The organism is Bacillus sp. AL-1R (genome assembly GCF_052180195.1).
Taxonomy (GTDB): Bacteria; Bacillota; Bacilli; order Bacillales; family Bacillaceae_G; genus Gottfriedia.
Genome location: NZ_CP197469.1, coordinates 2,355,918 through 2,380,689, shown reverse-complemented (window position 1 = coordinate 2,380,689; position 24,772 = coordinate 2,355,918). Strand labels below are relative to the sequence as shown.

24 protein-coding genes are annotated in these 24,772 nt (G+C 32.8%); 21 read left to right on the top strand and 3 right to left on the bottom strand.

The features are described 5' to 3' along the window. The first annotated feature begins 38 nt into the window (after window positions 1-38). The 7 genes from ACSBO6_RS11050 (at window position 39) to ACSBO6_RS11020 (ending at window position 8,754) form a co-directional block, all read left to right on the top strand. Window positions 39-2,123, top strand: a complete 2,085-nt coding sequence (locus tag ACSBO6_RS11050) for a methylmalonyl-CoA mutase family protein (RefSeq protein WP_498843357.1) — start codon at window positions 39-41, stop codon at window positions 2,121-2,123. Then, window positions 2,120-4,285 carry a methylmalonyl-CoA mutase gene (gene scpA, locus ACSBO6_RS11045; protein WP_098846022.1) on the top strand — a complete coding sequence of 722 codons (2,166 nt, stop codon included), beginning with the start codon at window positions 2,120-2,122 and terminating at the stop codon, window positions 4,283-4,285. Before ACSBO6_RS11050 ends, scpA begins: the two co-directional genes overlap by 4 nt. Then, window positions 4,286-5,305, top strand: coding sequence for a methylmalonyl Co-A mutase-associated GTPase MeaB (gene meaB, locus ACSBO6_RS11040; RefSeq protein ID WP_498843356.1), 1,020 nt, complete (start codon window positions 4,286-4,288; stop codon window positions 5,303-5,305). Further along, window positions 5,305-5,730 carry a methylmalonyl-CoA epimerase gene (mce, locus tag ACSBO6_RS11035; RefSeq protein ID WP_098846020.1) on the top strand — a complete coding sequence of 142 codons (426 nt, stop codon included), beginning with the start codon at window positions 5,305-5,307 and terminating at the stop codon, window positions 5,728-5,730. Before meaB ends, mce begins: the two co-directional genes overlap by 1 nt. A 21-nt stretch (window positions 5,731-5,751) precedes the next feature. Next, a complete protein-coding gene (locus ACSBO6_RS11030) occupies window positions 5,752-7,302 on the top strand; it encodes an acyl-CoA carboxylase subunit beta (protein ID WP_098846019.1) in 1,551 nt (516 codons plus the stop codon). 250 nt (window positions 7,303-7,552) lie between these two features. Beyond that, window positions 7,553-8,299, top strand: coding sequence for an MBL fold metallo-hydrolase (locus ACSBO6_RS11025; RefSeq protein ID WP_098846018.1), 747 nt, complete (start codon window positions 7,553-7,555; stop codon window positions 8,297-8,299). 26 nt (window positions 8,300-8,325) lie between these two features. Continuing rightward, the gene (locus ACSBO6_RS11020) at window positions 8,326-8,754 is read left to right on the top strand and encodes a protein-tyrosine phosphatase family protein (RefSeq protein WP_098846017.1); all 429 of its coding nucleotides are present in this window, start codon (window positions 8,326-8,328) and stop codon (window positions 8,752-8,754) included. Window positions 8,755-8,810: 56 nt separating this feature from the next. Here ACSBO6_RS11020 and ACSBO6_RS11015 read toward each other — a convergent pair whose 3' ends face one another. Beyond that, window positions 8,811-9,707 (bottom strand): LysR family transcriptional regulator, encoded by an 897-nt coding sequence (locus ACSBO6_RS11015; RefSeq protein WP_098846016.1) that lies wholly within the window; start codon window positions 9,705-9,707, stop codon window positions 8,811-8,813. Window positions 9,708-9,936: 229 nt separating this feature from the next. On the opposite strand from ACSBO6_RS11015, the gene ACSBO6_RS11010 reads away from it, so the two are divergent. The 8 genes from ACSBO6_RS11010 (at window position 9,937) to ACSBO6_RS10975 (ending at window position 18,454) form a co-directional block, all read left to right on the top strand. Beyond that, complete coding sequence (locus tag ACSBO6_RS11010) at window positions 9,937-10,614, top strand: response regulator transcription factor (protein WP_098846015.1); 678 nt, start codon at window positions 9,937-9,939, stop codon at window positions 10,612-10,614. A 253-nt stretch (window positions 10,615-10,867) separates the two neighbouring features. Then, the gene (locus ACSBO6_RS11005) at window positions 10,868-12,106 is read left to right on the top strand and encodes an MFS transporter (protein ID WP_498843355.1); all 1,239 of its coding nucleotides are present in this window, start codon (window positions 10,868-10,870) and stop codon (window positions 12,104-12,106) included. 18 nt (window positions 12,107-12,124) lie between these two features. Next, window positions 12,125-12,514, top strand: coding sequence for an iron chaperone (locus ACSBO6_RS11000; protein ID WP_098846013.1), 390 nt, complete (start codon window positions 12,125-12,127; stop codon window positions 12,512-12,514). Window positions 12,515-12,732: 218 nt separating this feature from the next. After that, the gene (gene nirB, locus ACSBO6_RS10995; protein ID WP_098846012.1) at window positions 12,733-15,132 is read left to right on the top strand and encodes a nitrite reductase large subunit NirB; all 2,400 of its coding nucleotides are present in this window, start codon (window positions 12,733-12,735) and stop codon (window positions 15,130-15,132) included. Window positions 15,133-15,158: 26 nt separating this feature from the next. Next, window positions 15,159-15,476 (top strand): nitrite reductase small subunit NirD, encoded by a 318-nt coding sequence (gene nirD, locus ACSBO6_RS10990; protein ID WP_098846011.1) that lies wholly within the window; start codon window positions 15,159-15,161, stop codon window positions 15,474-15,476. Between the two features lie 3 nt (window positions 15,477-15,479). Continuing rightward, window positions 15,480-16,901 (top strand): uroporphyrinogen-III C-methyltransferase, encoded by a 1,422-nt coding sequence (gene cobA / locus ACSBO6_RS10985; RefSeq protein WP_098846010.1) that lies wholly within the window; start codon window positions 15,480-15,482, stop codon window positions 16,899-16,901. Window positions 16,902-16,905: 4 nt separating this feature from the next. Beyond that, window positions 16,906-17,622 carry a sirohydrochlorin chelatase gene (locus ACSBO6_RS10980; RefSeq protein WP_098846009.1) on the top strand — a complete coding sequence of 239 codons (717 nt, stop codon included), beginning with the start codon at window positions 16,906-16,908 and terminating at the stop codon, window positions 17,620-17,622. Between the two features lie 16 nt (window positions 17,623-17,638). After that, window positions 17,639-18,454, top strand: a complete 816-nt coding sequence (locus ACSBO6_RS10975) for a formate/nitrite transporter family protein (RefSeq protein WP_218937225.1) — start codon at window positions 17,639-17,641, stop codon at window positions 18,452-18,454. A gap of 430 nt (window positions 18,455-18,884) precedes the next feature. On the opposite strand, the gene ACSBO6_RS10970 is transcribed toward ACSBO6_RS10975, so the two are convergent. Continuing rightward, entirely contained in the window at window positions 18,885-19,121 is a 237-nt protein-coding gene (locus ACSBO6_RS10970) for a hypothetical protein (protein WP_098846007.1), read from the bottom strand. Window positions 19,122-19,390: 269 nt separating this feature from the next. Between ACSBO6_RS10970 and ACSBO6_RS10965 the strand changes: the two genes are divergently transcribed. Further along, window positions 19,391-20,089: a Dph6-related ATP pyrophosphatase gene (locus ACSBO6_RS10965; RefSeq protein ID WP_098846006.1), complete on the top strand. Its 699-nt coding sequence runs from the start codon at window positions 19,391-19,393 to the stop codon at window positions 20,087-20,089. 107 nt (window positions 20,090-20,196) lie between these two features. Here the strand turns inward: ACSBO6_RS10965 and ACSBO6_RS10960 are convergent, their stop codons facing one another. Continuing rightward, a complete protein-coding gene (locus ACSBO6_RS10960; protein WP_098846005.1) occupies window positions 20,197-20,769 on the bottom strand; it encodes a hypothetical protein in 573 nt (190 codons plus the stop codon). A gap of 199 nt (window positions 20,770-20,968) precedes the next feature. On the opposite strand from ACSBO6_RS10960, the gene ACSBO6_RS10955 reads away from it, so the two are divergent. From ACSBO6_RS10955 to ACSBO6_RS10935, 5 genes are all read left to right on the top strand, one after another. Beyond that, entirely contained in the window at window positions 20,969-21,523 is a 555-nt protein-coding gene (locus ACSBO6_RS10955; protein ID WP_098846004.1) for a histidine phosphatase family protein, read from the top strand. 315 nt (window positions 21,524-21,838) lie between these two features. Continuing rightward, a complete protein-coding gene (locus tag ACSBO6_RS10950) occupies window positions 21,839-22,249 on the top strand; it encodes a hypothetical protein (protein WP_098846003.1) in 411 nt (136 codons plus the stop codon). A gap of 184 nt (window positions 22,250-22,433) precedes the next feature. After that, window positions 22,434-23,222: a DeoR/GlpR family DNA-binding transcription regulator gene (locus ACSBO6_RS10945; protein ID WP_098846002.1), complete on the top strand. Its 789-nt coding sequence runs from the start codon at window positions 22,434-22,436 to the stop codon at window positions 23,220-23,222. Further along, a complete protein-coding gene (locus tag ACSBO6_RS10940; protein ID WP_498843354.1) occupies window positions 23,209-24,249 on the top strand; it encodes an oxidoreductase in 1,041 nt (346 codons plus the stop codon). Before ACSBO6_RS10945 ends, ACSBO6_RS10940 begins: the two co-directional genes overlap by 14 nt. Before the next feature lie 12 nt (window positions 24,250-24,261). Continuing rightward, window positions 24,262-24,744, top strand: a complete 483-nt coding sequence (locus tag ACSBO6_RS10935; RefSeq protein WP_498843353.1) for a heme-degrading domain-containing protein — start codon at window positions 24,262-24,264, stop codon at window positions 24,742-24,744. Window positions 24,745-24,772 lie beyond the last annotated feature (28 nt).

Here is a 24,772-nt window from a genome sequence, read left to right as displayed (position 1 = left end):
TTACTTTTTAAGAGAGATAGAAAGGAGTGGCTTTATACATGTCAGAAAATACAAAAACTTCGAACCATAACTTGGAAGAGAAATTATTTGCTGAATTTCCAAAGCCTACTGTACAAGATTGGAGAGATGTTGTTGAAAAATCCTTAAAAGGAGCCACTATTGAGGAAAAGCTTTTAACTAAAACGTATGAAGATATCATTTTGAAGCCAATGTATGGGGAAGAAGATATCGCTAACTATCCTTATTTAAACTCACAACCAGGAGAATTTCCTTTTGTTAGAGGAACAAGTGAACAAGGTTATCTAGAAAAGCCGTGGGAAATTAGTCAGGAATTGGATTGTTCTTCGCCAGTTGAGTTCAACCGTGTTGCAAAACATGATTTAGACAAAGGGCAAACGATGTTGAAGATTCAACTTAACGAATCTTTCGAAACAAATAATAATAAAGGGTTAATTTTAACATCTACTAATGATTTTAGAGTAGCCTTTCAAAATATAAATTTAGAGGAAGTTCCTTTATATATTGAAACAGTAAAAAGCGGGAAAGCATTTTTTGGTTCTTTTATCGCCTATTTACAACAACAAAATTATGATTTTAGTAAAATAAATGGCTTTATTGGAATGGATCCTATCAGTAATTTAGTAAAAGATGGGACACTTCCGTATTCTCTTGAAAATGCTTACAAAATGATGGCTGAAATCACAAAATGGTCGGTTAAACATACAACAAATTTAAGAAATATCTTAGTGCAGTCACACCCTTATCACGATGCAGGTGCAAATGCAGTACAAGAATTAGCCTTTGCTATTTCAACTGGATTAGAGTATTTACGTGAAATGGATAACTTACAAATTCCGCTAGATGATGCAGCATCGAAAATACTTTTCTCGTTTTCTATCGGGTCGAACTTCTTTATGGAGATTGCAAAATTAAGAGCAGCTAGAATGATTTGGGCAAGAATTATAAAAGAATTAGGTGGTAATGATGCTTCTCAAAAAATGAACATTCATTCGCGTACATCTTCATGGACGAAAACGATTTATGATCCTTATGTAAATATACTTAGAGGAACTGTTGAAGCTTTTGCAGGAGTGATTGGTGGCACGGACTCACTTCATGTTTCGCCATTCGATGAATCGATTAAATCATCTGATGAGTTTTCTAGACGTATTGCAAGAAATACACATTTAATTCTTGAAAAAGAATCGAATTTATCGAAAGTAGCTGATCCAGCTGGTGGTTCTTGGTATATTGAATCACTTACCTACTCTTTAGCTGAAAAGGCATGGGAATTATTCCAAAAGATTGAAGAAAAAGGTGGAATGGTTAAGGCAATACAAAAAGGATTCCCACAAGCAATAGTTAGAGAGGTTGCAGAAGAAAAATTAAACAACATAAAAAATAGAAAAGATAAATTAATTGGGACAAATATTTATCCAAATCTGAATGAAAACGAGTTAGAGAAAAAAGAATTGGATTGTATAGAAGATAAGGTGGATAAAGAAAACTTAGTGGCTAGTTCTAAGCCTATCGTATTTCAATGCGGTGGTTCAATTGAAGATATTATTGATGCGGCAAATAATGGTGCAACAATACCGAACATTTTTAATGTAATGAATGTAATAGATTCAGAAATTCCTAGCGTTAATCAATTATACATCCACCGGGGTGCGCAACCTTATGAATCATTACGCCGAAATTCTCAAAGCTATAAAAATAGTACAGGTGAATTTCCAAAAGTGTTTGTAGCAAATTTTGGACAAGTTGCAGCATATAAACCACGAACGGACTTTGTGACTGATTTCTTTGAAGTCGGAGGATTTAAGGTGCTCCAAAACAAAGGCTTTGCATCTGTTGATGAAATAATCGATTCATTTAAGCAATCAGAATCAACGATTGTTGTCATTTGTTCAACTGATGATCAATATTCGGAAATTGTTCCTTCAATAACAAATCAGATTAAAGCCATTAATCCGAATACAAAAGTACTTTTAGCAGGGAAGCCTTCGATTGATGAAATGAATTTATACAAAGAAGTTGGAATTGATGATTTCATTCATATGAATGTAAATAATTTCGAGAAGTTACATATTCTTCAAAAGGATGGAGGGATTTTGAAATGAACAAGCTAACAGACTTTACAAAGATGCCATTTAATACAACATTTTCAGCACCAACTATAGCACCTCCTAAACAGATGCAAGTTAATCATGATGATTGGAAAACTTTAGAACAAATAGATGTAAAACCATTATATGATTCTACTGATCTTAATCAGATGGAACACTTAGGATATGTTTCTGGAATTGCTCCGTTTTTACGTGGACCTTATCCGGCGATGTATATAAACAAACCTTGGACTATTCGCCAATACGCAGGCTTTTCAACTGCAGAGGAAAGTAATGCATTTTATCGAAGAAATTTAGCAGCTGGTCAAAAAGGTTTATCGATTGCATTTGATTTAGCGACTCACCGTGGATATGACTCAGATCACCCTCGAGTTGAAGGGGATGTTGGAAAAGCGGGGGTTGCAATTGATTCTATTCTTGATATGAAAATTTTATTTGATGGTATCCCTTTAGATAAAATGTCAGTTTCAATGACAATGAATGGTGCAGTACTTCCTGTTTTAGCGTTTTATATTGTTGCAGCTGAAGAACAAGGGGTAGATCAATCACAACTTACAGGAACGATTCAAAACGATATTTTGAAAGAATATATGGTGAGAAATACTTATATTTATCCACCAGAAGCATCAATGCGCATTATAGCTGATATTTTTTCTTATACTTCACAACATATGCCTAAATTCAACAGCATCAGTATTTCTGGTTACCATATGCAAGAAGCAGGAGCTACTGCAGATATTGAACTAGGCTATACTTTAGCAAATGGATTGGAATATGTTCGAACAGGTTTAAAAGCAGGAATCGACATTGATTCGTTTGCTCCTCGTTTATCGTTTTTCTGGGGAATTGGAATGAACTATTTCATGGAAATCGCAAAAATGAGAGCAGCACGTCTACTTTGGGCTAAATTGATCAAATCATTTAATCCAAAGAAAGAAAAATCGATGGCGTTAAGAACGCATTCACAAACATCTGGATGGAGTTTAACTGAACAAGATCCATTTAATAATGTGACGCGTACTTGTATAGAAGCGATGGCTGCTGTGTTAGGTCATACTCAGTCACTTCATACGAATGCCCTAGATGAAGCGATTGCATTACCAACTGATTTCTCTGCCCGTATTGCCCGAAATACACAACTATATTTACAAGAAGAAACTGGAATTTGTAATGTAGTTGACCCTTGGGGAGGCTCATATTACGTTGAATCATTAACAAATGAATTAGTTCAAAAAGCATGGGCACATATTCAAGAGGTTGAATCATTAGGTGGTATGGCTAAAGCGATTGAAACTGGTTTACCAAAAATGAGAATTGAAGAAGCCGCAGCAAGACGTCAAGCTCACATCGATTCAGGTAAAGAAACCATTATTGGCGTTAATAAATACCGCCTTGAAAAAGAAGACCCATTAGATGTATTAGAAGTTGACAATACTGCAGTTCGACAAGCGCAAATTACGAGATTACAAGAGCTTCGAGCATCTAGAGATGAAGCAAAAGTTCAAGTAGCATTATCAGCAATTACAAAAGCAGCGGAGTCCGGGGAAGGGAATTTGTTAGCGCTTGCAATTGAGGCTGCTAGAGTTCGTGCGACATTAGGTGAAATTTCGGATGCTTATGAAAAAGTAGTAGGTAGACATAAAGCTGTTATTCGTTCAATTATGGGGGTTTACAGTGCGGAATACGGTGAAAAAGATGAAATAGAGATTGTACGTAAAATGGCTGATGATTTTGAAGAAAAAGAAGGTCGTCGTCCTCGTATTATGATTGCAAAACTTGGACAAGACGGTCATGACCGTGGAGCGAAAGTAATCGCAACAGCTTTTGCTGATTTAGGTTTTGATGTAGATATCGGTCCTTTATTCCAAACACCAGCGGAAACGGCACTTCAAGCTGTTGAAAATGATGTTCATGTGATCGGAATGAGCTCTTTAGCAGGAGGGCATAAAACATTACTGCCACAGTTGATGGAAGAATTAAAAAAATTAGGTCGACAGGACATTGTTCTTGTTGCTGGAGGGGTAATTCCAGCAGGGGATTATGAGTATTTATTGAAGAACGGAGCTGCGGCAATATTTGGACCAGGTACTGTTATCCCAGTTGCAGCACAAAAGGTTATTGAAGAAATTAATCGTCGACTTGAGGATTCGATTTAAATGGAATTTGAAAACAAAAGAAAGAAAAAGCTTTCAGAAGACGACTATGTAAATGGAGTACTTGAAGGCAATCGAACTATTTTAGCCCAAACAATTACCCTTATAGAAAGTAATTCGTCATCACATATGAAGTCTGCACAAAATGTGTTGACGAGATTACTTCCTTTTTCAGGTCGTTCGATCCGGATTGGAATAACTGGGGTTCCAGGAGCCGGTAAAAGTAGTTTAATAGAAAGCTTTGGAACATATTTATGTGAACAAGGACATAAAGTAGCCGTTTTAACAATTGATCCAAGTAGCACAATTACAAAAGGTAGTATTTTAGGCGACAAAACAAGAATGGATTCACTTTCAAAGAATCCTAAAGCATTTATTAGACCTTCTGCATCAGGTGGATCACTTGGTGGGATTGCACGTAAAACAAGAGAATCTATGCTAGTATGCGAAGCAGCCGGTTATGACGTGATTTTAATTGAAACTGTCGGTGTGGGACAAAGTGAAGTACAAGTTCGTTCTATGGTTGATTTTTTTCTATTAGTCATGCTAACTGGAGCAGGGGATGAGCTACAAGGCATTAAAAAAGGCATTATGGAACTTGCAGATTCAATTGTTATCAATAAAGCCGATGGACAAAATAAATTAAAAGCCAAAGCAGCTAAGGCTGAATTTAATCGAATCCTTCATTTATTACAACCTTCAACTCCTGGTTGGTCAAGTAAAGCATATACAGCTTCCGCATTACTTGGTGAAGGTATAGAAGAAATATGGAATGAAATTAATGCGTTTAAAGATCTAACAACAGAGAATGGCTACTTTTCTTTGCGACGTCAAAAACAAATGATTGATTGGATGTACAACATGGTTTTTGAACAGTTGAAACAAAGTTTTATGAATCATGAAAGTGTGAAACAAAATTTAAAAACGATAGAAAACTCAATTGTAAATGGAGAATTAACAGCAACTTCAGCTGCAAACTATTTATTATCCATTTTTGAAGGCAACAGGAAGGAGACACTGTAATGAATGAGACTAGTCCTAAAAAAATTAATCATATTGGAATTGCAGTAAGAGATTTAGAGACTTCTATTCAATTGTATACGAATGTACTTGGCTTAAAACTAAAGGGGATTGAAACAGTTGAGAGTGAAAAAGTACGAGTAGCATTTATCGAAATCGGTGAAGTGAAAATTGAGCTTTTAGAAGCAACAAGCCCTGAGAGCCCGATTGCAAAGTTTATTGAGAAAAAAGGCGAAGGTATTCACCATATTGCATTAGAAACAGAAAACTGTGAGAAGCAGCTTGAAATGATGAAAGAACACGGTATTAAACTAATAAATGAAGTTCCAAAAAAGGGTGCGCACGATAGCTTAGTTGCATTCCTTCATCCAAATTCAACAAATAAAGTATTGTTTGAGCTATGCCAACCATCATCTAGTGTTTTTTGAGAAAGGAAGTAGAATAAAGTTATGACGACAGCTTATGAGAAAATTAATGAATTAATGGATCGAAAGAGAGTAATTGAACTAGGCGGTGGAGACGAACGAATAGATTCTCAGCATAATAGAGGGAAGTTAACTGCCAGAGAACGTATCAATCTATTATTAGATGAAGATACTTTTGTCGAATTAAATCCGTTTATTAAACATCGTGCTACGAATTTTGGAATGGATAAAATTGAAAGTCCTGGTGAAGGTGTTGTCACAGGTTATGGGAAAATCCATGGACGTTTAATCTATGTTTTTGCACAAGATTTTACAGTATTTGGTGGAGCATTAGGTGAAATGCATGCTATAAAAATTGCAAAAGCGATGGACTTAGCTGCAAAAGTAGGTGCTCCATTTATCGGTTTAAATGATTCTGGAGGTGCTAGAATACAAGAAGGCGTAGTTTCTTTAGACGGTTACGGTCATGTATTTTATCGTAATTCGATTTATTCTGGCGTTATTCCGCAAATATCTGTCATAATGGGTCCATGTGCAGGTGGAGCAGTCTATTCACCAGCTATTACTGATTTTGTTTTTATGGTTGAAAAAACAAGCCAAATGTTTATTACAGGTCCGAAAGTAATCGAAACAATTACTGGAGAAAAAATTACTACGGAAAACCTTGGTGGGGCAAAAGTTCATTCTTCGATTAGCGGAGTGGCGCATTTTACCGAAGAATCAGAACCAGAAATATTAGAACAAGTACGCAGGTTAATTAGCTTTTTACCACAAAATAATAATGAAAAACCAGAAGGAATTCCATTCTTCGAAAAAGATGATTGGAGAGAAGATTTAATTGACTTAGTTCCGATTGAATCTACGAAAGTATACGATGTAAGAAAAGTAATTGAGCAAATTCTAGATAATGGAGACTTCATGGAAGTACAACCAAACTTTGCAAAGAACATCGTGATCGGATTTGGGCGAATTGATGGTCATAGTGTTGGAATTATAGCAAACCAGCCAAAAGTAATGGCAGGTGGTCTTGATATTAATTCTTCTGACAAACTTTCAAGATTTATCCGTTTCTGTGATTCATTTAATATTCCTTTAATTACATTTGAAGATGTAACAGGTTTCTTCCCAGGTGTAAACCAAGAGCATGGTGGAATTATTCGTCACGGAGCTAAAATCTTATATGCATATTCAGAAGCTACAGTTCCTAAAATTACTGTAATCTTAAGAAAAGCATATGGCGGGGCATATGTAGCAATGAATTCTAAAGCTATTGGTGCAGATGTAGTATACGCTTGGCCAAATGCAGAAATCGCCGTAATGGGACCAGAAGGGGCAGCAAATATTATCTTTGCAAAAGAAATTAATCAAAGTATCGATCCGATTGCAACACGCGCTGAAAAAATTTCAGAATACAGAGAAATGTTTGCAAATCCTTATGTTGCAGCTTCACACGGAATGGTCGATGATGTAATCGATCCAAGAGAAACACGCAAAGTCTTAAAACATTCATTAGAAATGTTAAGAACAAAAAGTGAAACTCGACCAAAGAAGAAACATGGAAATATCCCACTTTAAAAAATAGTGGACACAAATACTGCGAATAAGTAACAAGTTCTTACTATAACAAAATGACTAGATATACATTGAATTAGTATATCTAGTTTTTTTGAGTAGTGTTAAAAATTACAAGTCATAAAATCGATTAATCTATTGACAAATAAAAATATTTATGTTATAATAATATATTTTTATGTTGACTGACTCGGGTGTAATGGGTACGATAGTACTTGGGAATGATTACACACTATAGTTCAGGAGTGATGATATGCTTGGTAGAAGTAAGATCCAAATGTTAAGTATTACGATGAATTCAAATGGTATGACGAATACAATTCATCCAACACTTATTTGGGATGACGAAGATGTGGTATTAATTGATACAGGTTACCCAGGACAATTAAACGAATTTCAAAATTGCTTTGAATCGGTTGGAGTACCCTTTGAAAAACTTAATAAAATACTGGTTACTCATCAAGATATTGATCATATTGGCAGTCTTTCTGCGATCGTAGAAGAGTCTACTAACAAAATTGAAGTGTATGCGAGTGAACTAGAAAAACCTTATATTCAAGGTGAAAAGTTACTCATTAAAATTACACCAGAAAAAATTGCAAAAGCAGTAGCATCACTGCCAGCAGATACACCAGATGAATTTAAAAAAGCATTTAAAAACAGATTAGAAAACCCACCAAAAGGTAAAGTTAACCATATTCTTACACCAGGAAATAATTTAGCAATTTGTGGTGGAATTACTGTAATTGACACTGCCGGTCATACACCAGGCCATATAAGCTTTTATCATAAAGAGTCGAAAACATTAATCGCAGGAGATGCACTAATAGTTGAGGATGGTCAATTAAAACCTTCAAACCCACAATACACTTATGATATTAAACAATCAATCAAATCACTTGAAGCTTTATTATCTTTTGATATTGAAAAAGTGATTTGTTATCATGGGGGATTATTCGAAGGGAATGTAAAAGAAAGGTTAAGTGAAATCATTCAATAAAATAAAGCAATTATGGAGGGTAAAATATGAGTAATAAGAAATACCAAGAATTAATAAAAGATCGTGTCTTTTTCGGTGGGGCAGATGACGTGAAAGACATGATGGAAAACGAAAATGTAGACATTGTTTTTGATTTAAGAGTAAAAAATTATGAGGTCGATCCTCAAATTAATCGTGTACATAGCCCGATTGTTGATGATAAAGAAAAACAAGCAGAAACACTAAAAAGAGCGATTGATCACGTAGTTGAAGCTTATCAAAATGATCAAAAAGTGTATTTCCATTGTGGTGGTGGTAATACACGTGCAGGGACAGTGGCAATTGGGGCATTGATTGCATTAAACAAAGCTGAAACAATTGAAGAAGCTGAAGAAATGGCTAGATCTTTACGTCCAACAATTAAATCGAATCCTGATCTGAAGGAATCCTTAAAAAAGATATTTCCTAATGCTTAAATAATAAATAAAACGCTAATTATACAAACTTGTTTTGTATCATTTAGCGTTTTTTATTATGAAATCCCATTTAAATGATCTTTTACACATTGAATGAATTCTGTTTTGTCGCTTGTAATCTCTTTTGTATTTGGATATATTACCCAAAAGTCCTGATAAATATAATCTGTTTCTTGAATTGGAATTACTTTTAATTCACCGCTTATTACTTCAGGAAAATATTTTAAAGTAGAATTATGTACAAATGTAAATACACGTCCTTCTTTAATAATTTCTATAAGTGTCATTGTACGATTTGATTTAAGAACAATCTCATTTTTAAATTTTTTAGTTAATAGGAGAAAATTTTTATTAGAAAAGTTATACATTACAACCTTTTGAAAAAGTAAATCTTCAGCTGTAACATAATCCAGTTCATATAGTGGAGAATTTTTACCTACTAAAATACAAACATTTCCTTTACTTAAAAATTCGAAATTAAGATTATTTTCCTTTTCTAATTCTGCTTTTGAAGCCACAACTAATGCTAAGTCATAGTCTTCTTTTGTTATATTGTTAAGGATTTGAGCTGTTCCTTGCTCAATTAATTCAATCGTAGGTCTATTGTGAATACCAGAGTATCTTTTTAAAACATCGTGAATTGTATAAGTAAACGTAGGTGCACATGCAATTTTCATATGTTTTACTCTAGTTTCTTTAAAATCTAAAAGTTGATCTTTTAACTCTTTTAAATTATTTAAAATTTCAATCGACCTAGATAATACTACCTCTCCTTCAGAAGTTAAGGTAATTCCTCCTCTAGAACGATTAAAAATATTGATTTCTAATTCCCTTTCAAGTTGACTAATAGCTTGACTAACCCCAGAAGGAGAAATATGCAATTTTTTCGCTGCCTTTGAAATCGACTTTTCATTTGCAATACTTACAACATATTCTAGTTGTTCAAAGTTCATATTAACCTCCTAATATAAAAACTAACTTTTCTTATCAATAGTTTAATATATTTAAGTACATTATATTGTTAAGTATTACTTAACAATAACTTAACATATATGAAATATTATTTCTTACGTAAACGATGTAAAATACTACTTAATTCCATTTAATTTTATAGGATTAATTAGGATTAAGCAATGAAATACCAGTAATTGAGATTAATTACTGTTGAAAGTTGGGAATAAAATGTTTACTAACAAAGAATCTAAACACCATGAAAATAAAACATTTATTTTTGTTGAAAATACACTATTCGTATCTGGGATTTGTTCAATCTTAATACATCATAATTTAAATGCTAGAAAAATAGATTTCAATGAAATAAATACAAGTGATTTAAATGAACAAATTTTTATATGTCATGTGAAAAATGAAGAGATGGGATTGAAATCTCAGCTTTTAAAGTTACGTGATCAGAACATTAATATAGTCATCATAAAAAATAACATAGATTATCAAGAAATAGAAAGTTTGATGGAAATTGGGGTAAATGGAATTTGCTTAACTGAAATTGATGAACAATATTTACTTCATATCGTAAGACAAGTTCAAAATGGTCAATTCTTTTTAGATTCACGATTAATACATTTAATCATTCAAGAAAATTCACGACTTAATGACAATGAAAAGATAAAGAAAGAACAAGATTATGAAGCAATGAATAGTCTTTTGACTAAAAGAGAAATTGAAATTTTACAACTTCTAGCTCAAGGATTTTCCAATATTCAAATCGGATCTGAATTATTTATTTCTAGTAAAACTGTTAAAAATCATGTTTCAAATATAATCCAAAAATTACAAGTATCTGATCGATTAAATGCTGTGATTTTTGCATTGAAAAATAATTGGATTTCGCTTGATTAAATAAAGAATTCACTAATCTTTCTATTAAGGATTAGTGTTTTTTTTTATTTATTATCTTTTGCAAAAAAAAATTAATTCATGAGTTAATCGAAAGGTTGTAAGATGCCTTCAGTTTATTAAAAATCATTTAATGTAAGTTGAATCAATCTACAAATTCAGAGTAAAAATAGTATAATGATTTGTATTTAAATTTCATTGACAGTATAAATATTCAATAGTTATGAGTTAGAGTTAAAAAGGGGAGAGTTTGAATTTGTCTGCTTCAAAAAAATCGATCTTTAAAGGGACCTCATTTACAAATTTTTGGGTCTCACGAATGTTTACTTCAACTTCATTTCAGATGCTTTCAGTAGCAATTGGTTGGCAAATGTATGATTTGACGCATGATGCATTTAGTTTAGGTCTAGTAGGTTTGGCACAATTTATTCCGATGGTCTTACTTACTTTAGTAGTTGGTCAAGTTGCTGACAGAGTTGATCGTCGGAAAATTGTTTTCATCTGCCAAATGGTAGAAGCTTTCATAGCAGGCCTTCTTTTATATGGTAATTTTGCTAATTGGCTTAGCAAAGAGGAAATATTAATTGCTGCTTTTATACTCGGTGCTTGCCGATCATTTGAAGGTCCTGCTTCTTCGGCCTTATTACCACAAGTTGTGCCAAAATCGATATTACAACAAGCCATTTCTTGGAGTACATCTGCAGGTCAAACAGCACAAATTTTAGGGCCATCTCTTGGTGGTGTATTATTTTCAGTAGGACCAGCATATGTATATGCAACGTCAGCAATTGCTTTGTTACTTTCATCAGTTTTAACGTTTTTTATAAAGTTAGATAGTGAATTTATCCGTAAATCAGAACCAGTAACTTTTCGAACAATGCTTATGGGGTTAGAATTTGTGTATAAACATCCAGTCATCTTAGGAACGATCTCCCTTGATTTATTTGCAGTATTACTAGGAGGAGCTACAGCACTTTTACCAATTTATGCGCAAGATATATTACATACGAAAGCTTGGGGACTAGGTTTGATGCGTACTGCACCTGCTGTTGGAGCTTTATTAATGTCTCTTGTTTTAGCTTATTTCCCTCTTAAAAAATCTTTTGGACCAATATTATTTGGAGCTTTAGGTATTTTTGGATTAGCAACCATGTTATTTGCTATTTCAACAAACTTAGTTGTCTCTTTAATTGCATTATTTATTATTGGAGCTTCAGATGTAGTTAGCGTAGTGATACGTTCCTCGCTTGTTCAGTTACAGACACCTGATGATATGAGAGGAAGAGTAAATGCTGTCAATTCTTTATTTATTGGAACTTCAAATCAGCTAGGGGAATTTGAATCTGGGACAATGGCTGGTTTAATTGGAGCTGTACCAGCGGCCTTTGTAGGAGGACTTGGGACGATTTTAGTTGCAGGACTATGGATGTATTTATTTCCTTCACTCAGAAAAATTAATTCACTGACTGGAGATAAAACTGAAAAAGCAGGATAATTTTGCTAAAGGAGACTTATGGAAAATACTAAAAAAACATTTGAAACCGTAGATGAATATATTTCACAATTTCAGCCTGATGTCCAGGAAAAATTACAAGCTTTAAGAATGATTGTAAAAGAAGTTGTACCAAATGCAGTAGAGAGAATTAGTTATCAAATGCCTACATTTGTATTAAATAAAAATTTACTACATTTTGCTGCATTTAAAAATCATATTGGATTTTACCCGGGCGCAAGTGGAATTGCAGCATTTAAAGAGGAATTGTCGGTTTATAAAGGCGCTAAAGGATCTGTACAATTTCCAATAAACGATCCACTTCCATTTGATTTGATCAAAAAGATTGTAAAGTATAGAGAGATTGAAGATATAAAAAAAGCTGAAGAAAAATTAAAAAAGAAAAAATAAGTTCAAAACCTCTAAGGCTAATTTTAGCTTTAGAGGTTTTTTAAAAAAAGAATTTGGACTTGTTCAAAATTTTGTCAAATATTATCCAGTAATCAGTTACATTATCCGTTATACTAAACTTGTATTTAGAAGGAAAAAACAAGTAATGAATGATGAAGTTGATTTTTTTTAATTATATTTGTGAATAAATTCACAAATTATTCTTGGAGGAAAAAAAGATGAAAAGAAAATTATTGATGATTGGTAATGGCATGGCAGGAGTGCGTTGTATAGAAGAAATTCTAAAAAGAAATAAACAGTTATTTGAGATCACTATAATTGGTGATGAACCTTATCCAAACTATAACAGGATTATGTTATCAAATGTATTACAAGGAAAAACAACTTTCGATGAAATTAATATAAATGAATGGAATTGGTATAAAGAGAATCAAATTACATTACTTACAAACGAAAAAGTTACTAAAATATCTCCTAATGAAAAAACAGTTGAAACAGAAAAAGGAAAAACAATTTCGTATGATGAGCTTATTTTAGCTACTGGATCTAGTGCCTTTATACTGCCTATACCCGGAAATGATCTACAAGGCGTAATTGGTTTTAGGACAATTCAAGATACTGAATTAATGATGGATTATGCAAAAAGGTATAAAAAAGCTGTCGTAATAGGGGGAGGATTATTAGGTTTAGAAGCGGCAAGAGGATTAATTGATCGAGGAATGGAAGTACATGTTGTTCATTTACTGCCTACTTTAATGGAACAACAATTAGATGCAACTGCTGCGAAAATGCTAAAAAAAGATTTAGAAAAACAAGGTATGAACTTCTTAATGGAGAAGCAAACAATTTCAATAAATGGTACGGACCGTGTAGAAGGGATTAGTTTTTCCGATGGCACTTCATTAGATTGCGATTTAGTCGTAATGGCAGTAGGTATCAGACCTAATATATCTTTAGCAAAAGAAGCAGGAATAAACACAAACCGCGCAATTATTGTAAACGATTTTATGGAAACATCCGAACCATCAATTTATGCAGTAGGTGAATGCGCAGAACATAACGAAACTACTTATGGTTTAGTTGCACCACTTTACGAACAAGGGATTGTACTTGCTGATTATATGACTGCTAACGAAACGAACGGATATAAAGGAAGTATTTTATCTACTCAATTAAAAGTATCTGGCTGTGATTTATTCTCTGCTGGATTAATCCATGAAGAAGAAGATATGCAAGCAATCATTGTAAATGACCAATTTACTGGACTTTACAAAAAAGTAATTGTGAAAGATGAAAAAGTTGTTGGAGTCGTGTTATATGGAGATGCATCAGATGGAAATCGATTATTCAACATGTTGAAAAATGAAACAAATATAAAAGAATATACAAGTGCTTCTATTCTTCATAAATCTGGTGAGGATTCTGATGAAGATTTTGTTCGTTCAATGAGTGCAAATGATACAGTTTGTGGATGTAATGGGGTTACGAAAGGGACAATTGTTCAATCAATTTTAGAACAAGAACTGACTACGTTTGAGGATGTGAAAAATTGCACAAAGGCCGGTGCATCATGTGGAAAATGTAAAGGAATGGTTGAAAGTATTTTAGCTGCTACATTAGGTGATACATTTGATCCAACTGCTACCAAGTCTGGTATGTGTGGATGTACTCCATTATCTCGTGATGAAGTGATCCATGAAATCGAAGAAAAAGGACTACAAACGCCTAGAGAAGTTCGTATTGTATTAGGTTTTGAAAATGAAGAAGGTTGTTCAAAATGTCGTCCAGCGCTAAATTATTATTTAAGAATGATGTTTCCAAATGATTATCAGGACGATAAATCATCACGTTTCGTTAATGAACGAATGGAAGGAAATATTCAAAAAGATGGGTCATTCTCAATCGTACCACGAATGTATGGAGGAGTAACAACTGGTGATGATTTAATTAAACTAGGAGAAGTAGCAAATAAATTTAATGTACCTTTAGTAAAAGTTACTGGTGCGAGCCGTGTTGGCTTATATGGTGTTAAAAAAGAAGACGTACCTAAAGTTTGGGAAGAGTTAGGAATGCGTTCAGGATATGCTTACTCTAAGTCTTTAAGAAATGTTAAATCATGCGTCGGTAATCGATTTTGCCGATTTGGAACACAAGATTCACTTGGACTAGGTATCCAATTAGAAAAAGCAATTGAAATGGTTGATACGCCACATAAAATGAAAATGGGTGTTACAGGATGTCCTCGTAATTGTGCAGAAGTACTTACAAAGGATTTTGGCGTAATTTGTGTGGAAAACGGCTTCCAGCTTTACTTTGGTGGAAATGGTGGAACAGAAGTTCGAGAATGCGATTTTTTAACGACTGTCACAACTGAAGAAGAAGTAGTTCATATGGCAAAGGCTTACGTTCAATATTATCGACAAACAGGTGTTTACGGGGAACGAACAGCTCCTTGGGTAGAGCGAATTGGAGTGGAAAAAGTTAAAGAAGTTTTGTTAAACAAGGAAGAAGAAAATGCATTAGTAGAGAAATTTGATCAAGCAAGATTAACATATGAAGAAGCATGGAGCCAAGCGCTTAACAATCAATTAGAATTATATGAGATTATTAGAAAGTAATTTCAAAATTGAAAGGAGCAATCAAAATGACAAAAACACTGGAGAAAATTAAGATTATTGATCTAGCTTCTTTACCTATTCAAATTGGAAAAGAAGTAGTTATAAAAGGGGAAGCAATCGCTTTATTTCGATTATCAAATGGAGATGTTTGTGCAATCGAAAGCAAATGTCCTGGGACAAATGGTCCACTTGCTGAAGGGATTGTTTCAGGTGAATATGTATACTGCCCTCTTCGTGATTGGAAAATTTCATTACGAACCGGGGAAGTACAAAAACCAGATGATGGAAAAGTAAAAACTTATAAAACTGATGTAATCGACGGTTATGTATATATGATGGTGTAACGTATGACAAATAAATCTGGATTTATTTCATTTGTAGGTGCTGGACCAGGGGATTTAGGATTAATTACAGAAAAAGGTTTAAAATGTATCAGGGAAGCAGAAGTGATTCTATATGATCGACTTGCTAATCCAAGGTTACTTCGTGAAGCGGATGAAAATTGTGAATTCATATACTGCGGAAAGCTTCCGGACAGACATACTATGCGTCAAGAAATGATTAATCAAACTTTAGTTGCTTACGCTAAAGACAGGAAATATGTCGTTAGATTAAAAGGAGGAGACCCATCCGTTTTCGGTCGAGTAGGTGAAGAAGCAGAGGAAGCGTCAAAGCATAATATACCTTTTGAAATTATTCCAGGTATTACATCTAGCATTGCTGCAGCAGCATATGCTGGAATCCCGGTTACACATAGAGAATATAGTACAAGTTTTACGTTAAGAACAGGCCATAAATGTATAGAAAATGAAGAACTTATTGAATCGAACTGTTCTGATCAATTAGGGGATACGCTTGCTTATTATATGGGGGTAAGCAATCTACCTAAAATATGTTCCCACCTAATAAAGAATGGTAAAGCCAAGGATACACCAGTAGCGGTAATACAGTGGGGAACAACTGGTAAGCAAAGAGTTGTAGAGGGAACGATTGAAACAATTGAATCAGTTATTGAGATTGAAGGAATAACAAATCCAGCTATGACAATTATTGGAGATGTTGTCAAATTACGCTCAAAGATAGCTTGGTTTGAAAAGAAGAAATTTATAGGTAGAAAAATTTTATTAGCTAAAGGAACAGCATCAGTAGAAAAGAATGGATTAGAAGCTTATCTTTCAGAAAACGGTGCTGAAGTGTACACTTTTCCTACTCTTAAATCAGTTGAAATTCCAATTAAACATGAACAAGTAGTTGATGCTTTAAGACAAGAAAGAATCGTTTTTTGTACAACAGAAAGTGTGCAATTATTTTTTACTAAAATGTATGAATCAAAATTCGATGTTCGTAGACTTCCAGCTAGAATTGAGTATAGATCGTCGAAAACAAGCAAGGAACTAAAAAAGTATGGGATATTGGCAGAAAAGGAAAGTGGCGAACAGAACAATACAGTATATATAGGATCGGTAGACAAAAATACAAAATTAGCCAACTCACAATTTATAGCTACACATGAAAATATTGCAGATACTCGATTTGATGAAATAAACCAAAGAATGCTAGAAGAAACAAAGTGGGAATCAATTATTTTTCCAAATCAATCTTCTGTTGAGTGGTTTATGAAAGAATTAAAGAAAACGAATGAAAGTCAATTAATGAATTTACCATTTGCGTATATTGGTGAGTCAGTAAAAGATTATGCATTTAAATGCGGGTTTACGAATGTTGATGAAGATTTACAAAAGGAATTAATGTTAGGCGAATGGAAGTGAAGGTATGTTTGATGCTGTTGTATATATTGGGCATGGAAGTCGTAGGCAAGAAGGTAATCAACAATTTTTACACTTTATTCAATCTGTAATCAAAGAGATTCCGATTCAAAAACAAGAATATGCATTTTTAGAATTAGTTGATCCGACAATTCAACAAACTTTGGAAAAAATGATAGTAGAAGGTGCGAGCAATATTTTAATTGTACCAGTTTTATTATTTGCAGCCGGACACTATAAACGTGATATTCCGGACGTTTTGAATAGTATTTTAAAACGATTTCCACATGTAAATATTACCATAACTGAGCCATTTGGTGTTCATGAAAAAATGATTCAACTTGTATGCAAACGTACCCAGGCAGCGCACGGAAATAGTAACTCGGCAATTTTATTAGTCGGACGCGGAAGCAGTGACCCCGATCCGATTGAAATGCTAGAACAAATTGGAAATGTAGTACAAGCTCAAATGAACGTTCCACTTCGCACAGCTTTTTTACAGGCGGGTCAACCTAAATTAGACGATTTGATTCGTAAAATGAGTAAAGAATTTGAACGGATTTATGTGATGCCATATTTATTATTTACAGGATTACTTCTTGAAAAAATAAAGAGACGAATTTCGATAGAAAACGGAAAATTTTACCTATGTGAGAATTTACAATTTGATGAATTAATGAGTCAAGTACTAATCGAACGAATACATGAAAAGGTTAAAATCTAAATATAGGGTGATCAATGTGAAAGAAGTTATTAATTCAATTGGGAATGCAGCTATATCGAAGACAAATCAAATTAAATCAAGTAAATTAAGATATATGGTCCCTACAATGATGGCAGGATTTTTTGTAGGACTTGGTATCATATTAATCTTTACGATCGGTGGAATACTGGCACCCACTGGTTTTGCTGGTACGAAAATTATTATGGGTGTATCCTTTGGGATTGCATTAAGTTTAGTCATTATTGCAGGAGCGGATTTATTTACTGGAAATAATATGGTTATGTCTATTGGTATGTTAGAAAAAAAGGTTAATTGGATCGATACGATGAAAGTATGGGTATATAGTTATGTAGGAAATTTTTTTGGCTCGGTATTAGTAGCGTTATTATTTGTCTACTCAGGACTAGCTAATGGCGGTGTGGCAGAATTTATTAATAATGCGGCCGGAGTAAAAATGAATGCACCATTTTTGGAATTATTAGTACGTGGAATTCTATGTAATATACTTGTTTGTTTAGCAGTTTGGTGTTCATTTAAACTGAAATCAGAAACAGGAAAATTAATCATGATATTTTGGTGCCTGTTTGCATTTATTACTTCAGGATTTGAGCATAGTATTGCAAACATGACATTATTATCCATTTCACTACTTATAAAACATCCAGAAACAGTAACACTAGCTGGAATGGTTTCGAATCTAGTACCAGTTACAATTGGCAACATTATAGGCGGTAGTTTATTTGTAGGAGCAGCTTACTGGGTTACTAGTTCTGGGCCAAAAAATAAAAAGGTTTCAAATTCTAAAATTAATAATAATAAATTAGCATCTTGATTAAATCTACTATCAAAAAAACATAAAATGATCAAAAGAAACAATCTTGGATTATGCATCAATAGGTTGTTTCTTTTTATTATATAAATTTGGGAAAATATTCAAAGTTAACTAGGAATTAAATTTAAAAAAAGAATTAATGATTAAAGTTCAATTTATTTGGGGTGACTAATTTGGCTAAAACTGTACTAAAACACTTTTTTTAAATAATCAACCGATTAATGGTTTCTCGGGTAACTTTCTATCATTTCTAGTATTTGCGATTTGTATTGCTTCCTTTTTTATTGATAATCATACAATGATCTATTTGTCAATTTTAGCTCTTATTTCAATAATGTATCGACTTTATTCATTTTTTGTTTTTGAAAGACATTTAGAGAAGTAGAAGGTGAAATAAAGAAAAAACTCTGGTAGACAGAGTTTTTTTACTTTATTTAATAAAATTTCCAGCAAATTGCATGACAACTGCTTTAACTTCTTCAAGTTTTTCTGGCTTTAATAAAGTGATCATTTTAGGCACAAATTGTTGAACTTCATCTAATGAAAAAGTACCCTCATCTTGTTTTCTAAAGTTCTCTAAAAGGATTTCCCTTGCTTCATCTTCTTTACCTTCTTGAACTCTTTCTAAAATAAAATTTAAAAACATTTCTTGACCTTGCTTGTCCATTCTCGTTGCCTCCTACCATACTATTTATACAACCATAAGGTGTTATTTAAATTATAACACCTTATGGTTGTATGTCAATTTTATTTTTTGTAAGTCATCTTCGTTATTTATTAGCTATTTTATTGAAGTTTAATCGTATTTCTGAACTTATGTTATTTAAATGGATAGTAATTAATTGAAAAATGGTATAATTTTTTGTGGAAGATGATGGAAACTAGTCATATAGGAGACTTTTAAATGATTATTTAATAGGAAAGTAACTTAAAAAGGTGGTAATCGCAATTAATAAGAAAAAAATAGCCGTATCTTTTAGTGGTAAAGATTCAACTTTGGCATTGCATGATCTTTTGCATTCTGGTGAATTTGAAGTAGTCGTACTAATCGCATCAGTAACGGAAGGATATAATCGTACAAGCATTCATGGAGTGAGAGTTGAATTATTGGAGGCACAAGCAACTTCAATCGGTTTACCATTAAAGAAAATTTGGATTCCAGAAAATTGTTCGAACGAAAAATATCAAGAAATTATGACAAAGATTAATTTAGAGCTAAAGGAACAAGGGATTGAATATATTGCATTTGGTGATTTATTTCTTGAAGACGTAAGAAAGTATCGAGAAGACATGCTTAAACCATTAGGAATTAAACCAATTTTTCCATTATGGGGTGAAGGTACGTCAATTGTGATTGAACGCTTTATTTCCTTAGGCTATAAAACGATTATTACATGTGTTGATTTAACTAGATTATCAGAAGAATTTTCTGGTAAAGAAATAGATTCGAACTTAATCAATGATCTTCCAAAAGAGGTTGACCCTTGCGGAGAGAATGGAGAATACCATTCATTTGTATTTGATGGTCCTATTTTTAATCATCCCATTGACTTTAACGTTGGAGAAAAGAAGCTAACTGCTGATGTTTATACGGGAGAAACTAGATTTTGTTTTACAGATTTAGTTCTTGCATGAAGTAAGTTTTAATATAAAGGATGTGGAATGGTAGGGGGTTAAAATAGACTGTTAATTTGAACAGTCTATCTTTTTTGATAAATTTGGAAGATGTAATTTCTTCGATTTTAGTGTTTTTTCAAATTTGGTCCCCACGGTGGTTCTGCCCCAGCATCCATCGTAATATTTTGTCTCGTTAATCCGATCTGCTTTGCATAATCATTTAGCATTTCAAAAACGGTTAATCGATGATAAGAACCGTTTGTATATCGTGGTTCATTTCTTCTTTTTGGATCCACAATCCACAGTGACACCGAATCTTTTCCAGTATGATCATTGAATTCATTAATTGGAACACTAAAGTCGATTTGTTCATTATATCCGTTTGCTACAGTGATAATAGTGACCTCACCCATTTGCTTCTTTGGAAAAAGAGGATTCTTGTTCACTATTACATTTATTTTTGCAATTCCATTTGAATCAGTTAATTTAGTACTTAAAATTTTACCTAATGAATTGATTACAATAACCCTAGCACCTTTAATCGGTCGAACAAATTCTCCTAAAGAGTTAGCTGCTGGTCCAACTTGAACTGTAAGTGTTGCAGAAACTTCATTCGACTTTTGTGCCAGGGTTGTTACCTGTGAAGTACTAAAAAAAATGAAAGTGCTTAATAATGAAGTAATATATATTTTTTTCATCTATTCACCCTAAATTGTTAATATTTTTTTGTTTAGTTTAAGTTGAATAAATTTAATTTATTCTTTAAATAATGTTCGAATTTATATAAAGATAAAGGGAAAAGAAATGTTCTAATTGACAAGAGAAAAAACAAGGAAACGTTAAAAAAATATCGAAATTTAATTAGATAAAATTATGATAGATAGAAAGTGGTGCCAAATGAGAACAAACTTATACTTAGTAAGGCATGCGCATTCAATTTATACTCCTGATGAACTGGGCCGACCATTATCTAAAAGAGGATTTACTGATGCATTTAAGGTAACTAAACTACTATTAAATGAAAAAATCGACTACGTTATTTCAAGCCCATATAAACGTGCAATTCAAACAGTCGAAGGGATCGCCAAATCATTATGTATAGAAATGATGATTGAAGAAAATTTTAAGGAACGACTCTTATCACTTGAGCCGGTTGAGGATTTTGAAAAAGAAATCAGAGAAGTTTGGATGGACTTTAATCGATCATTAAATGGTGGAGAGTCAAATTATACGGCTCAAAAAAGAGGAATAGAAGCAATTAACAAACTATTAAAAAATTATTCTGGTAAAAACATTGTTGTTGGTACGCATGGTAATATGATGGTCCTAATTATGAATTATTTTGATTTAAAATATGATTTCAACTTTTGGAGTGAACTTGCGATGCCAGATATTTATAAATTAACGTTTGAAGGTGAGTCATTAGTTGAAGTGAAAAGATTATGGTTATAATATTACTTTTTTTAGTATTTGAATAAGGTAATGATTCTTTATTTTTTTAAGAAATTTACGAGATGTTTATTATAGATTAATATATCTAAGTTTGTTCATTTAATTAAGGAAAGCAGAAAAAAGTTGGAAGGAATTTTACTTATTCATTTATTTCAATCATATTCGAATCGTTTAATAGCTTTGAACTTAATCGACTTTCTTGTCGATTTTTTTTATTGTGATTATTTCAAAGTAGGTCAATATGATTATTAGTAGGGGCATAAATTAAATGAAGTAGAAATTATATTGTTGTGGCTATTATTAGGAGGTGCGAAATTGAGGATCGTTTATTTTAGAAATCTTAATAAAATTGAAACATATGCTGCAAATAGAAAACAAATTAAGTTGAATCTCCCTAGTAAAGAAGAGGCAAGTGTTATATTTGGCCTGACAAGAAAGTTTGAATTCGATAATCGCTGCGCAAGACCACCACAAATCAGCGGAACTGTTGTAGCTTCAGTTACTTGTAATAGAGATAAGGATATTAGAATTTATTTCTATCCAATCTCCCAAACTATTTATCCAGAGAAGGCAAAATCTCAATTTCATCATGCTGTATTACCTAAACTTAAAAAATGGATTGATCATCAAGTGTCAAAACCTGAAACTGCAGTTTTAGGGATTGAAGAATTTATAATCGAATGGAATGGAAAAAATCATTCATTCCACCAAATTAAATTTTTATAAAGTTTTTTAAAGACGGTTAAGTTAAATTACCGTCTTTTTTTATGTTAAGTGCTTATAATTTAGACTAAACTTAAAAAACGTAATTAAATTAAGTTTTATAAGTTTATTTGTGGAAATACATATTTGAATTAGATATAATATCTTTAGAAATCGATTTTTAGGAATAAAAAGGGGTTCTAAACTTATGTATCAAGAACAAAGATTAGCTTTGATAGTAAAGTATTTGGCTGAAAATAGTAAGATTACTTTAGAAGAAATATGTAAAATGCTTAGCGTTTCAAAGGATACGGCAAGAAGGGATCTCGTTAAACTTGAAGAACGCGGGGAAATTATACGAATAAAGGGTGGAGCAACACTTCCAACCAATAACCGAAACTTAACTGATTATAAAGAACGAATCGTAACTAAAGGCAAGGAAAAGATTGCACAAAGAGCTGCATTACTTATACGTGAAACTAGTAACTTATTGATGGATACATCTTCAACTTGTGCACTTATGTCGAAATTTATGTCAGGTAAACAAGTAAATGTGATTACAAATTCAATTGATATAGTTGATTTATTAGGTGAGTATGAAGAAATACAAACCTTTATGCTTCCTGGAAAATTTAATCGTAAAAATAGAAATTTAGTTGGTCCTAGGACGATTGAAACACTTAATGACTACAAAGTTGATCAGCTATTTCTTGGTGCTTGCGGGATTAGTGAAGATGGACTCACTTCACCTGATGAAGAAGAGGCGTTTTTAAAGAAAAAAATGATTAGTTGTGCAAAACAAGTAGTCTTATTAGCAGATCATACAAAGTTTGAAAAGGTTTTTCTGCACAAGGTATTTGATATTAAGGGAATAGACATCATTATTACAGACAAAGATCCAGATGAAGCATTTAAACAAAAAATAATCGAATACAATATTCATTTAATTAGTTTAGAAGAAGAGGAAAGTGAGAGGGTTTCGAATGAAAAAAATTAATGTTGGTTTAGTTGGATATGGTTTTTCGGGAGCTACATTCCATGCACCATTTATAAGTGTTTTAGAAGAATTCGAATTAAGAAAAGTTGTCAGTTCAAAAAAAGAAGTTGTTCAAAGAGATTTAGGAGATGTAGAGATAGTCAGTAGTTTAGATGAGGTTCTAATAGATGAATTAATTGACTTAGTTGTCATTACTACACCAAGTGGTATGCATTATGAAATGGCAAAACAAAGTTTAGAAGCTGGTAAACATGTCATTTTAGAAAAACCAATGGTAGTGGAAACATGGCAAGCAGAAGAGCTAATTAAGATCGCCGATGAAAAGAATCGTATATTAAGCGTTTATCATAACAGAAGATGGGATAATGACTTTTTAACTATTAAAAAATTAATAAATGATGGTTTATTAGGAGAAATCAATACTTATCAAGTTCATTTTGACCGATATAGACCAGAAGTAAGAAATCGATGGAGAGAGAAACAAGGTCCTGGTTCTGGTATGTTATATGATTTAGGTTCACATTTAATTGATCAGGCTTTAAACCTATTTGGACAACCTCAATTCATTTCAGCTGATGTAATAGCACAAAGAGAAAATGCTGAAACCGATGATTATTTTCATATCATTTTAGGATATGACAAACTACGTGTTATCTTACATTCTGGTTCCATTGTCCCAAGTAACGGACCTCGTTTCCAAGTACATGGAAACAAAGGGAGCTTTATTAAGTATGGATTAGATGGGCAAGAAGCTGCACTTAAAGAAGGTAAAAAACCTACAGAACAAACATGGGGAATAGATGAACCTCAATTCTATGGCAAGCTCTATACCGTTTGTGACGAAAAAGAAATCGAAGAAACAATTGAAACAATTCCTGGTTCGTATACGAGGTATTACAAGAAAATTGCTGAAAGTATTTTAAATGGTTCCAATGCTCCTGTTACAGGTATAGAAGGTTTATCTGTTATTAAGATCATTGAAGCAGCACTTAAAAGTAGTGAAGAAAAGAAAGTAATCTATCTTTAATTGGAGGTTTATATGGAAGAGATAACGATTCAACAAAAACTTGAGGAGGTAAGGAAACAAGAAGAAAATCTAATTTTTCAAAGTTTTTCAAACAAAGATGCTTTAGAAATTGGTATGCTCATCATAGAGGCAGCTAAAGGGTTTGATAAACCAATTGCTATAAATATTTTGAAAAACGGTCAAAGTATCTTTCATTATGCAATGGATCATACATCGCCAGATCAAGATTTATGGATCAAGAGAAAATCTAATATTGTTCTCCGCCATCATGTCAGCTCTTATTATATGAGACTTTACAACGAGATGAAAAATAGATCATATAACGAATTTTACTCGACCAGTCCGTCTGAATTTGCTGCACACGGTGGAGCATTTCCTATTAAAATTGAAGGATCGGGTGTTATTGGCGTCATAACCGTTTCAGGCTTAGCTCAAGAGGATGATCATAATTTGGTAGTGGAGGCATTAGCCAAATTCTTAAATAAAAGGGTTTAAAAAAAGGAGTCGATCTTTCGGCTCCTTA